This is a genomic window from Anabaena azotica FACHB-119, assembly GCF_014697625.1.
In the GTDB taxonomy this organism is placed as follows: domain Bacteria; phylum Cyanobacteriota; class Cyanobacteriia; order Cyanobacteriales; family Nostocaceae; genus Trichormus; species Trichormus azoticus_A.
The window spans coordinates 53813-66466 of the sequence record NZ_JACJSG010000034.1 but is presented as its reverse complement, the minus strand read 5'-3'; the positions used below and the strand labels follow the sequence as shown (position 1 = coordinate 66466).

Genomic DNA, 12654 nt, shown 5'->3' with positions numbered 1-12654 from the left:
ATTGGCAAGTCGTCACCTCTTGACCACCTGATTTTGAGCCTTGATACCCTCTTTTGCCTGAAAATATGTATAAAAACACAATATAATCGCTTAGAATTTCAGTATGCCCTTAATTACTGCCCCACTATCAAAACACATGATTTTTGTCGTGAAGCATGAAATGCCACACTACAATATGCAGAAACTACATTTATTGAAAAATGCTAGTTAGCAATTGTTGAGCTTACCAAAGAATGAGAATTGATATCATTATGGATTTCATAGCAGGGGACAGGGGACAGGGGACAGGCTTCTTGGTATAAGGATTTTATAATCCATCTATTTTCTAATCTACGTGTCTACTGCCATAAATTTTGAGGTTGAGTTTTTCTTTAAGAGACAAATATTATCATTGTTTGACGGCGGAATCTAATTACAACAGTGTTTGGTTTGGAGTTAGGCAAGAAAAAACATTCCGAATACTAATAGTGATCAGATAAAAAATAAAATCAATAATTCCAGGGGACGGAGATTAGAGGGGAGAAGTTTCCTTGCAAGTGGAGTGGGGAGGTGGGGAGCAGGGGAGCAGAGGAGCAGGGGAGCAGAGGAGCAGGGGAGCAGAGGAGCAGGGGAGCAGGCGAGAATAACAAGTGTCACCTGTCACCTGTCACCTGTCAACTGTCACCTGTCAACTGCCTTAACTTACATTCCCACTATCACCACTAGTAGATACAACAGATGATTGTGTTTCTAATGCTAATGGTTTGTCTGTAGAAGCATCTAAAATCAATTGTTCTGAGTTGTTTGTGCCATCGTCTGAGTCGGGGAAGACGAATCTTAATAAGGGAGGGGCTAAAAAGGTTGTCAAAATGACCATCATGATAATTGCTGCCCCTAGTGGTTTAGATAGAGCGCCACTTGCAGCACCCACGCCAGCAAATACTAAGCCAACTTCACCTCTAGGTATCATACCCACACCGATCGCTAGGCGGTTAATTTGGGGTTGACCAAAGACGCTGAAGCCTGTGATCACTTTACCGAAGATGGCGACGATAATCAGGAAAGTTGCCATAATTAGACCTTCTCTGTTGGTAGGTATGGCTGGGTTGAGTACGCCCAAATCAGTTTTTGCGCCTACGGTAACAAAGAAAATTGGTACTAGCATATCGGCAATGGGGCAGACTTGCCGTTGTAGTTCTTTGCGCTTGTCTGTTTCTTCCAGAACTAAACCTGCTGCAAATGCTCCTAAGATGGCTTCTAATTGAATGATGGCGGCCAAGTATGCCATCAAAAAGGCGAAGATGAAAGCAGGGATGACTAGTTCGCCTCTGGTTTTGAGCATATCAGCGATCGCTACAAAGGTTTTATTAAAAACGTTACCCAGTAAAATCGCACCCAAAAGAAAGCCACTGGCACTAATAATTAGATAGATAACTTTGCTGACATCTACTACACCATCTTTCGCCAAGCTAGCGACTACGGCTAAAACGATAATTCCTAGTACATCGTCAATTACCGCCGCACCCAAAATTATTTGTCCTTCTTTCGAGTTGAGTCTTCCCAATTCTGACAGGACTTTAGAAGTAATGCCGATGCTAGTTGCTGTTAAAGCTGCACCAGCAAAGATTGCGGGTACAGCATCGATACCAAACAAAGTCATCAAACCTATTGTACCTGCGGCAAATGGTACTGTTACTCCCACTACCGCCACTACTGTCGCTTGGATACCCACTGCCATTAAGTCTTTTAAATTTGACTCTAAGCCGATTTCAAACAGCAAGATAATTACGCCTAGTTCTGCTAAAACAGAAATTACCTCTGACTGGGCTGTAAATACTGCTGGTGTGGCTTCTGGAGTTAAACCCGCAGTAAGTTGAAGGAAGGTCATAATCAATGAACTAGAAGCGTCTGCACCGCCTTCGGGAAATACTAATAGGTGCAATACTGATACACCTACTACTACACCTCCTACTAGTTCGCCTAAGACTGGCGGTAAACCTACTCGGTTAGATAACTCACCGCCCAATTTGCTGGCAAAGTACACTACTACTAAACTCAGTAGGACTGCGGCTAGCACCAGCGAACTGTCTGCGGCTTCGGTTGTGTTAGCCAGCAGGGGGAACATGAAGTCGATCGCGTTAATAAACTGCATTTGTTACGTGCTGTTACGTGAACATCGTTCTATTACATTGTTACTCTTTTAGGGAGGAAGAGGAGGGGAATTTTCAACGCCCAGGAGCGCGGAGGAAGAGGAGGAGAGAGGGAGGAGTTTGAGGCTTTTCTAGTTTCAAAAAATGTAACGGTTTTAACTTTTGGTTTTGGTAATGCCAAAGTAGGAACATACGAATCGTATCGATAATTGCATCAGCTAGGTAGGTTACAGGTTCCAGGTTCCAGGTTACAGGTTACAGGTTACAGCTTTAAAAGTCCCTTCCTGTAAAAGTCTTCTGATTGGTTGATGTCTTAATCTATGATTCGACTGCTATATATAGCAAGCGACACATAGGTTAGGACATTGATGAATCATACAATCCTTACAGGGAAAAGCTTTCTCACCTGTCCCCTGCTATAAAAGTGCAAAGTTATGATTGGGTAAATTTTACTCAGCATTCATAACTCAGCACTCAGCAGTTATAGCAGTCGTCTGATAGGTTAGGACATCATACGATTTTAAAATCTTTATTTTCAAAGGCTTTCAGCCCTGTCACCTGTCCCCTGTCCCCTACTATATATATTTCTGAGGAGTGTGATTTATGGTTGGAGCCGCTTTAGCTGGTTCTCGGTTGCGTTTTGGGAAGTTTTGCCAAGGTTTACCTTTAGTATTGTTGGTTTTTGTGACTTTTATGCAGCCTGGGTTAGCCCAAGAAAGAGAAAGACTTTACCGGACTTTGACTGTTAGTGGTCGAGGGGTGGAGTCTGTTCCCGCTACTTTGTCGGAAGTCAATTTAGGGGTGGAAATTCAGGGTAAAACTGCTCAGGAGGTACAGCAAGAAGCAGCACGTCGGTCATCGGCTGTGGTGGCTTTACTGAGAAGTCGCAATGTAGAGAAGTTACAGACTGCGGGTATCCGCCTTAACCCGGTTTATAGTTACAACAATAATGTGCAGAGAATTACTGGCTATGCTGCTAGTAATACGGTGAGTTTCCGTGTTCCTACTGATAGGGCGGGAACTTTGTTAGATGAAGCGGTGAAGGCGGGTGCAACCCAAATTAATGGTATCAGTTTTGTGGCAACTGATGAAGCGATCGCCGCAGCTAGGCAACAAGCTTTAAGAGAAGCTACCCAAGACGCAAGACAACAAGCCGACGCTGTTTTTAGTAGTCTCGGTTTCCAAGCCAAAGAAATCGTCGCTATTCAAGTTGGTGGTGCAGTTGCGCCTCCACCACCAATATTGTATCGGGCAGAGGCTGCCAAGCAATCGCTAGAGGCTGGGACTACTCCTGTCATTGGTGGTGAACAGCAAGTTGAAGCATCGGTGACTTTGCAAATTAGTTATTAGTCATTAGTTCATAGTCCATAGTCCATAGTCCAGAGTCCAGAGTCCATAGTCCAGAGTCCATAGTCCATAGTCCATAGTCCATAGTCCATAGTCCAGAGTCCAGAGTCCATAGTCCATAGTCCATAGTCCATAGTCCATAGTCCATAGTCTAGAACCTCATTGTTGTTAGCTTTCAACTGTTGACTACTGACTGTTGACTATTGACTATTGACTATTGACTAATTAAAAATTCTCTGGTGCAAAGTCTCCGCCACTGTCTCTATCTTGCTTGGAACCTAGCAGTTCTAGTTGATCTACTCTAATTATCGGTGTGGATCTGTTGGCTCCAGTTTGGCGATCGCTCCATGTGTCAAACTTTAAGGAGCCTTTAATTCCTATTAAACTACCTTTGCGGACATAATTACCTGCTACCTCTGCTGTTTTGTCCCACAGTTCTAAGGTAAACCAGTCTGGCTCGTCGCTGTTACGGCTTCTGCGCTTCACTGCTAAAGTTAATCTACACTTGACACTACCAGACTCAAAATATTTTATATCTGGGTCTGTGCCTACACGACCTACTAGGGTAACTATATTAATGCTCATCTGCTCTACCTTTTAGTACATAAATACTGATCTATTTTGACTTTTATCATAACTAATTGTGGATTAATTGAAAATGTGTTAAAAACTGAGCAATAAATTTATAGTATAAAAATTTGCAAATTTACTTGACAAAATGGCAAAATTATACGGATATACTGAATGAGTTATGGAATATCAAGGAAATTGATGTCTCAGAGGAAATAAGAATTAGGCAAAAGTTAGCAAAATATAGTCGATTTGGCTGGACTCATGCTCAAAATCATAATAAAATCCAGCACTGTTTGCATTATCAGATGTAGTCTAGAATTGTTACAGATAGGGGGCGTAGAAACGAGTGGGGCTGTTTAGGAACTTTCGTTCATCGTGGGATATGGGTATCGACCTCGGTACAGCAAATACCCTCGTGTATGTTTCTGGTAAAGGTATTGTTCTGCAAGAACCTTCTGTAGTAGCTATCGACCAAAATGAAAAGGTAGCTTTGGCGGTGGGGGAAGAGGCGAAAAAAATGCTGGGTCGTACTCCAGAGAATGTGATTGCTTTGCGTCCTTTGCGGGATGGGGTCATCGCTGACTTTGATACGGCGGAACTGATGCTGAAAAGCTTTATTCAAAGGGTCAATGAGGGCAGGTCTTTAATCTTACCCCGAATTGTGATTGGGATTCCCAGTGGTGTGACTGGGGTAGAAAGACGTGCTGTGATGGATGCGGCGGCGCAAGCTGGCGCTAGGGAAGTATATTTAATTGATGAACCAGTAGCAGCTGCGATCGGCGCTGGCTTACCAGTGGCGGAACCTACTGGTAACATGATTATTGATATTGGTGGCGGAACTACGGAAGTTGCCGTGTTAAGTCTCCAAGGTACTGTGTTAAGCGAATCAGTACGTATTGCTGGGGATGAATTAACCGAGTCCATCATTATGTATATGAAGAAAGTTCATAACTTAGTGATTGGCGAACGGACTGCGGAAGACATTAAGATTCGTATGGGTTCAGCCTATCCCACCCATGATGATGATGACTTGATGATGGAAGTTCGGGGTTTACACTTGCTTTCGGGCTTACCCAGAACTGTCACTATTAAAGGCCCAGAAATTCGTGAGAGTATGATGGAACCTTTATCTGTGATTGTGGAAGCGGTGAAACGGACTTTAGAACGGACACCGCCTGAACTAGCCGCCGACATTATTGATCGAGGTATCATGCTAGCTGGTGGTGGTGCTTTGCTTAAAGGTATCGATACTTTAATCAGTCATGAAACAGGTATCGTTACCCACATCGCCGCCGATCCTCTCAGTTGCGTTGTTCTGGGAACAGGTCGTGTGTTGGAGAACTTTAAACAGCTAGAGAGAGTCTTTAGCGCACGTTCTCGAAATATGTAGGAAAAAAATTTTGGGATATTGGGTTCTATTTGACAGCAATTTGGGTTTCATAATAAATAGAATCCAGTATCTTCTATATTTAAAAATAGGTATAAATGGTTACTGTACGTCGTTGGTGGGGCCGGAAAGCCTTACAAGTTGGTTTATTAGGGTTGGCAATTGGTGGTGCTTGGGTGTTGCGTCAGACTCAAGGCGGGTTTTTGTTGGAAGCCTACCAAGTTATTACCCGTCCTCTGCAAATGTTGCAGACCGGGCCGAGTTTGGAGGAACGTCAGGAAGAACGTCTCAAGTCTGCCCAATTTTTGGAAATGCAAACGCGCATCACCGAGTTAGAAAGTCAAAATAAAAAGCTACAAGATTTATTAGGCTACGTTCAACAAGAACCACTGGCTTCACGTCCCGTTCCGGCGCGGGTGATAGGACGCAGCGCTGACCATTGGTGGCAACAGGTAACTATTAACAGGGGTGCAAATTCCGGGATTAAAGAAGGTTACATTGTTAAAGCTGAGGGAGGACTAGTTGGTTTGGTGGATAGTGTGACACCTAACACTAGCCGCATCTTGTTAGTTAGTGACCTCAAAAGTCAAGTTGGTGTGACTATTAGCCGCACTTCAGCTAAAGGTGTTCTCCGGGGAGATTCTTCTTCAGAAGCTGTGCTGGAATTTTATGAAAAAGTGCCGAATGTGAAGGTGGGGGATTTGGTTTCTACATCGATGTATAGCCAAAGATTCCCCGCAGGTTTGCCAGTTGGCAGAATTAAGTCATTGGATTTGAAGAAACTACCAGCATCTATTGCCAAAATTGAGCTTTTTCCGGCTATTAGTTCTCTAGATTGGGTGGCTGTATATCCCAAGCCAACAAACCCAGAGCCAGAAAAACAACCAACTAACCCAGAATCACAAAAATCCAATTAGATTTTCACGATGATAAAGATACCATCATTCAATGGTAAATCAAAACGGCCGCAGCGAAGATTTAACAGACGGCGTACCTCTTTGTTACGTCAGCATCCCGGTTTACTTCACCTACTCGATTCGGGAATAACGCTTGGCTCTGTGTTGTTATGTTTATTTTTATTGCCAACCCGCTTACCTGGGATGGAATTATTAGGAATTGGCCCTAATTGGCTGTTGATTTGGGTGGTAGCTTGGAGTGTGAAGCGTTCGTTATGGGCTGGGGCTTTGGCAGGTGTTATCTTAGGATTTCTTCAGGATGCGATGACATCACCTGAACCTTCCCATGCCATCACTTTGGGAGTGGTGGGTTTGCTGACTGGATTAATTCAAAAGCAGCGTTTCATTCAAGAAGATTTTATTTCTATTGCCTTGATTGTTTTTGTGATGGCAATTGTGGCAGAAACGATTTTTGCATTATTACTAATTTTAGCAGGCGATCGCCCAACCGAATACATCTGGGCATACTATCAACGTGTCGCCCTCGCCTCTGCCATCCTCAGCAGTCTTTGGGCCCCTGTGCTGTATTATCCGCTCAATCTTTGGTGGGAGCGGATAAAACTGTCGGAAAGTCGGTAGTTGACAGTTATCAGTTATCAGTTGACAGTTATCAGTTGACTATTGACTATTGACTATTGACTGTTGACTATTGACAAAGGATATTACTGTTGAAATATCGCTATCAGAGCAGTTAGCGTGCAAAATATTGACAGTAATTTCCAAGATTATGGATAAATTTCCAGTGGTAGCTCAAGCAGGTGCATCCCAACCTAATAATATTCAGCAACATGAACCCTCAACACAGGCATCAGCACAGGGGGTTGCAAGTGATTTTGATGTCCGCATGATGCAACGGTGTTTAGAACTGGCGCGTCGTGCTTTAGGACGGACTTCGCCTAACCCGTTGGTGGGTTCGGTAGTTGTTCAGGATGGGGAAATTGTGGGGGAAGGGTTTCATCCCCGCGCAGGTGAGCCTCATGCCGAAGTTTTTGCCCTGAGAGCGGCTGGCGAACGGGCGCGTGGGGCTACGGTATATGTGAACCTGGAACCTTGTAATCATTATGGACGCACTCCCCCTTGTTCGGAAGGGTTAATTGCGGCTGGTGTGGCTAAGGTGGTGGTGGGTATGGTTGACCCCAACCCACTGGTTGCAGGTGGTGGTATTGCTCGTTTACGTGCGGCTGGGGTGGAGGTGTTGGTAGGTGTGGAAACGGCAGCCTGTGAGCAGCTAAATGAAGGTTTTGTACATCGTATCCTTTATAAGCGCCCTTTTGGTATTTTGAAATATGCTATGACGTTGGATGGTAAAATCGCTACTAATTCTGGTCATAGTGCTTGGGTAACAAATCCTTCGGCTCGTGGTGAAGTTCATCAACTCCGGGCTGGTTGTGATGCGGTAATTGTGGGCGGTAATACAGTACGGCTAGATAATCCTTACTTGACTAGCCATCAGGAGGGGGTAAATAATCCTTTGCGGGTGGTGATGAGTCGTCAGCTTGATTTGCCAACCGATGCTCGTCTGTGGGATACAGCCCAGGCTCCGACTTTGGTTTTGACTCAAGTGGGTGCTAACCCAGAGTTTCAGAAATTTTTGCAGCAAAAGGGTGTGGAGGTGATGGAGTTACCATCGCTGACACCGGATGCTGTGATGTCTCACTTATACGATCGCGGTTTTTGTAGCGTATTGTGGGAGTGTGGTGGTACTCTGGCTGCTAGTGCGATCGCTGGTGGTGCGGTACAAAAAATACTAGCTTTTATTGCCCCGAAAATCATCGGTGGTAGCCATGCACCAACACCTGTAGGTGATTTGGGATTTGATACCATGACACAGGCTCTACTTTTAGAACGTGTACGTTGGCGTGTCGTTGGTTCTGATTGCTTAGTTGAAGGTTATTTAACCGCCAAAAATCAATAAACTATAGTTCATAGCCAATAGCGATCGCCATTGACTATGGACTAGTTTACTGCCGTTCATAAGCCATATCTCGTATAAGAGCTAGCCGCGATTGAATATAGTCAACCAAGTAATCGGTTTCGGTGGGTTCTAGCAACGCTTGGGTTGTCATCTGGTTTACTAACCATTGCACCAAGCTAGCATCATCCATCTGCAAGAGAGTTTTTGTTTGGCAGTTTTCTACTAAAGACCATAGCTGACGCAGAATTCTAGGAGTCATCAGACCTCAATTTCATCTTAATCTTAGTTACTTTCACATTACACAATTACAACAGCAGATCACGAGATTAACCTATAACCTGAGACAAGTATTATTAAAAGCTTTACATAGCGATTTATAACTTGATTAAGTTTAAGAATTGGTTCACTATATCAACTTCTTAACAGAATTTAATTTCTCTAAATATTAGACTCTAGTGATTAATACTTATCAAAAAAATATTCTTTGTGTAAAGATGTAAATTATAAAATTTTGTTAAAACTTCTAATATTTCCCAAGGAACTGAAAATTAAGCATTTATTTATATATTGTTAACTACATAAATATTATCATAGTTAAGAAAAATATCTATTACCAAAAACAATTAGCAAAAAATAAAAAGTGCATTATGAATAATAATGCACCCTTAATCAAGACAATTATAGCTGAATTGTTGTTGAAATATTACTTTTACAGGAATTACGCAACTGGCACTTGGGGTAGGGTGCGTCAGATGTGGAAAATCCTTGAATCTGTAAGAAATTATTGGGGCTGACGCACCCTAAAGTTAGTGTGATGATGACACTTGCGTAAGTCCTATTTTAGTCTTCGTATTCTACCCAGCTATTAGGCGTTTCCGAAACATGAACTTTTAATTGTACATTTGGTGGTACTCGTTTCTTTGTTTCATCATAAATATACTTAGCAATCATTTCCGCAGTTGTTTCATATTCAGGAGGCATGACTTCATTTAAAATCCCGTGGTCTAGCCCTCCTTTGGTAACATCTTGTTTAGCCCAACGTAAGGTTCTAAAGTCAGCTACCATAACAGGATGTGGACAATACTGAGAAGAGTGCAGTTCTGTTGATGATGCTTCAATACGGACTTGATAATTATGACCGTGCATCCGACCGCAGGGGCCATTGTAATCTTTAATGTAGTGAGCGCTATTAAATGAAAATTCTGTTACTACTTTCCATTTTGGCATTTGAATATCACCTCGTAGGCAACTTTGAGATATTGTAGGGGACAGGTTAAAGGTAACAGGTTACAGAATGAAAAGTTTTATGTTATCTGTAATGGTTAGTTAGTGTTCTAATCTATCTGGCAAATAAGTATAGTTTAAGGTAGGAGGTAGAGAGCAGTGACAGGAACGTAGGGCTTTGCCCAAGTGGAGCAACTGCGGAGAGGGAAGAAGGTTTCAGCTTATTTTACTCAGGACTTATGCAACTGGCACAATAGGAGTGGCTTGTCTAGGCTAAAAGGTTGCATAAATATCAGGACTTACGCACCAATGTTATCTGTTAAGACTGGGTGTAAGGGTGTAAGGGTGTAAGGGTGTAGGTTTTGAAGGCTTACCCCCCTACACCCCTATACCCCTATACCCTTGTTCAAACCCTTGATTTTTCGTTTTCATGCGTAAGTCCTAAATATAACTCTTGTGGTGTAAGCATCTTGCCTGCACTGGACGGGCAAGATGCCCATCCCACAAGAGTTTGCTAATGCACAAAATTAGTCCGGTCACGCCAGTAGGGTTTGTCAGATGTGGAAAATCCTTGAATTTGTACGAGATGGTTGGGGCTGACGCACCCTAGAGTTAGTTTGATGATGACACTTGCGTAAGTCCTATAATTCTTACAGCGAATTGCTGGTAAATGAGGTACAGATATAAATTGTAAAATTCTTGTGGGGTGGGCATCTTGCCCGCCCTTGTGTACCTCACTCAAATAAAATGTACTGTACCTGCTTAACTTTCAATCCTCAGCCATTTCAACACAGTGGGGTTCTTGTCATAGCGGTAAGTCAAGCCATCCCTAGTAGTGATAGTTTCTCCTTTACTAGCCTTACTTCTAACAGTACTAATGGAATAGTTAGTTAATTGGCTCATTTCTTTATGAGAAAGACCTACATTTATGCTGGTTTCCGTCAAGATTTGTGTTTGACTTGAAGGTTCATTATTAGGTGTGGTTTGAGTATTTATATTTCTTTGGTTTCGATAATCTTGCACAGTCATAAGTCGCCAACTAGAGTCTTGTGAAAGTTCCAAAACCCATTGATGATAGTTAAGTAAACTTTCTCTATGACCAGCACTAATAAACGTTGTTCTTGTCTGTTGTAACTGTTGATATAAATTTGCTTCATTCCTTAAATCTAAAGCACTTGTGGCTTCATCTAAAATGGTGAATTGGGGATGAGTAATTAACAGTCGTGCAAAAGCAAGACGTTGTTGTTCTCCCAGCGATAATATAGTTTCCCAACTCACTTCAGTATCAAAGCCTTCAGAGCGAATTAGCAAGTTTTGTAGGTTGACTTGTTGCAAAATATCTCTGAGTTCTGCGTCGCTCATTTGACGATTAGTTTTGGGGTAGAGTAACTGTTCGCGTAAGGTTCCCAAAATGATGTAAGGACGCTGGGGTAAGAATAACACATCTTCTAGGGGAGGACGCAGCAACCTACCTGTTCCAGCATCCCACAAACCTGCGATCGCTCTCAACAAAGAACTTTTACCTCGACCACTTGGCCCTACAATTAATAAACCTTCTCCAGGCTGAACACTGACTGACAAATTTTCGACAATTACCTGTTCATAATTGGGTGTTTGTAGGGTGACATTCTCAAAAGCCAATTGATGATTTTCTATTGTTTTAATAGTACTAACATTTGCGGGTTGTTTAGTTACTTCTTCCAAAGCATCTGTAAACTCAGATAAACGTTGAGCATGACTAGAAAATCGCCCAGAAGTACTAAATTCACGTAATAATTCTTCTAAAGCCGTAGCAAACTGATAGCTAGCTGTAGTAGCTTGTCCCACTTGTCCAAAATCAATCTCACCTCTCATATATAAGGGTGCGAGTACCAAGAGCATACCAATTTCTATCGCCGCTCGATATCCTCTGTTGAAAATTGCCTGATTTCTTTCCCAATCAATTCGACGCTGCATATTTTTGATCAGAATCAGAAATCGGCGTTTAATTATATTCAGTTCTTGTTTTTCTCCTTGATAAAAAGCGATGGATTCGGCATGATTGCGAACATGAGTGAGAGAGTAGCTATAATCCCCTTTAGATTCGAGTTCATCCTGATTAATATTAATTATTTCTTGAGTTAAGTAAATTGCAATAAAATTACATATAATTGTATATACAATTAAACCTATAGCTATCTTTTGAGAAATTGACCAGATAATTACTAAAAAAGCCAACATTGCTAGCAGTTTTTCTAGTAAACTAGCTAAAAAAGTTAGAGAATTATAAGTAATTGGCTCAATTTCTTGAGCTAAACGTTGGTCTGGGTTATCAATCTCACTTTGGAAATTAATTTTATAATAAGCCCGCTTGTGCAAATATTTCTCTAAAATCAGATTATCAAGCCATTTATACCAGTCAAGAGAAATTTGTCTCCTCACTGCTCTAGTAAATCCAATTAAGAATGTGACTAAAACAAGCCCCACAGCATAAATTGCTATGGTATAAGTAAATTTAGAAACATCTTTTTCTTGAATAATGACATCGATTAAGTAGCGATAAATAAAAGTGTTAAAAGCAGTTGCACCGACCAGACTGAAAATTAGCAATAATAGTAAGATAAGCATTCCCCAAGCGCGGATAACGTCGGAAAATGCTCTTTCAGTTACCGAATTGGGATACCAGTAAGGTGCAGCGATCGCTTTTACATCTTCCCAAAATTGAATAAAATCTGAAAAAAGATTTGTTGAGGATCGCTCTTGAACAACTTGGGTTTGCATATACTATAAATAAACTGATATCTTTAAGAATTAGATTTAATACTTTTTTGTCTTGAATAACCAGGAATTTTATAAATTTTTATACAGTATATGTAATATTTGTTGTGACTTGAGTCGCACTTGTCATCTTTTTTACTCCCTGAATGTTGCTATTATTTATTTAGACCATCTTATGGAAGAAGAGTGGATCTGAGGCTAGAGGGTTTTTTGGAGACCATGCTTGTATCATCTAGCGATCGCCCTTCAATATGCAAGGACAGTTAAGACAGTTAAGCAAATTTTCGGGACAGTTAAGAAAAAATCATCATCAGGGTTTTCGGCTGTGATTTTCGAGTGGAAGGAACTGGTGCAAGATACCATCCA

Annotated in this window: 11 protein-coding genes; 6 read left to right on the top strand and 5 right to left on the bottom strand. The window is 41.8% G+C overall.

Going from position 1 to position 12654, the window contains the following annotated elements; translation table 11 throughout:
* Positions 1-676: 676 nt before the first annotated feature.
* Positions 677-2131: a cation:proton antiporter gene (locus H6G83_RS22675; RefSeq protein WP_190476230.1), complete on the bottom strand. Its 1455-nt coding sequence runs from the start codon at positions 2129-2131 to the stop codon at positions 677-679.
* A 601-nt stretch (positions 2132-2732) separates the two neighbouring features.
* Here H6G83_RS22675 and H6G83_RS22670 point away from each other — a divergent pair.
* Entirely contained in the window at positions 2733-3479 is a 747-nt protein-coding gene (locus tag H6G83_RS22670) for an SIMPL domain-containing protein (protein ID WP_190476229.1), read from the top strand.
* Positions 3480-3701: 222 nt separating this feature from the next.
* Here H6G83_RS22670 and H6G83_RS22665 read toward each other — a convergent pair whose 3' ends face one another.
* Complete coding sequence (locus H6G83_RS22665) at positions 3702-4061, bottom strand: single-stranded DNA-binding protein (protein ID WP_190476228.1); 360 nt, start codon at positions 4059-4061, stop codon at positions 3702-3704.
* Between the two features lie 113 nt (positions 4062-4174).
* On the opposite strand from H6G83_RS22665, the gene H6G83_RS36445 reads away from it, so the two are divergent.
* The 5 genes from H6G83_RS36445 (at position 4175) to ribD (ending at position 8307) form a co-directional block, all read left to right on the top strand.
* On the top strand, positions 4175-4360 hold the full coding sequence (locus H6G83_RS36445) for a hypothetical protein (protein ID WP_190476227.1): 186 nt from the start codon (positions 4175-4177) through the stop codon (positions 4358-4360).
* Positions 4361-4431: 71 nt separating this feature from the next.
* Positions 4432-5439, top strand: a complete 1008-nt coding sequence (locus H6G83_RS22655; RefSeq protein WP_190476226.1) for a rod shape-determining protein — start codon at positions 4432-4434, stop codon at positions 5437-5439.
* 95 nt (positions 5440-5534) lie between these two features.
* Positions 5535-6353: a rod shape-determining protein MreC gene (gene mreC, locus H6G83_RS22650; RefSeq protein WP_190476225.1), complete on the top strand. Its 819-nt coding sequence runs from the start codon at positions 5535-5537 to the stop codon at positions 6351-6353.
* Between the two features lie 12 nt (positions 6354-6365).
* A complete protein-coding gene (gene mreD / locus H6G83_RS22645; protein WP_313936774.1) occupies positions 6366-6971 on the top strand; it encodes a rod shape-determining protein MreD in 606 nt (201 codons plus the stop codon).
* A 148-nt stretch (positions 6972-7119) separates the two neighbouring features.
* Positions 7120-8307, top strand: coding sequence for a bifunctional diaminohydroxyphosphoribosylaminopyrimidine deaminase/5-amino-6-(5-phosphoribosylamino)uracil reductase RibD (ribD, locus tag H6G83_RS22640; protein WP_190476223.1), 1188 nt, complete (start codon positions 7120-7122; stop codon positions 8305-8307).
* 46 nt (positions 8308-8353) lie between these two features.
* Here the strand turns inward: ribD and H6G83_RS22635 are convergent, their stop codons facing one another.
* From H6G83_RS22635 to H6G83_RS22625, 3 genes are all read right to left on the bottom strand, one after another.
* Positions 8354-8566 (bottom strand): hypothetical protein, encoded by a 213-nt coding sequence (locus H6G83_RS22635; protein WP_190476222.1) that lies wholly within the window; start codon positions 8564-8566, stop codon positions 8354-8356.
* Positions 8567-9147: 581 nt separating this feature from the next.
* A complete protein-coding gene (locus H6G83_RS22630) occupies positions 9148-9534 on the bottom strand; it encodes a 6-pyruvoyl trahydropterin synthase family protein (RefSeq protein WP_190476221.1) in 387 nt (128 codons plus the stop codon).
* Between the two features lie 759 nt (positions 9535-10293).
* The gene (locus tag H6G83_RS22625; protein WP_190476220.1) at positions 10294-12291 is read right to left on the bottom strand and encodes an ABC transporter ATP-binding protein/permease; all 1998 of its coding nucleotides are present in this window, start codon (positions 12289-12291) and stop codon (positions 10294-10296) included.
* Positions 12292-12654 lie beyond the last annotated feature (363 nt).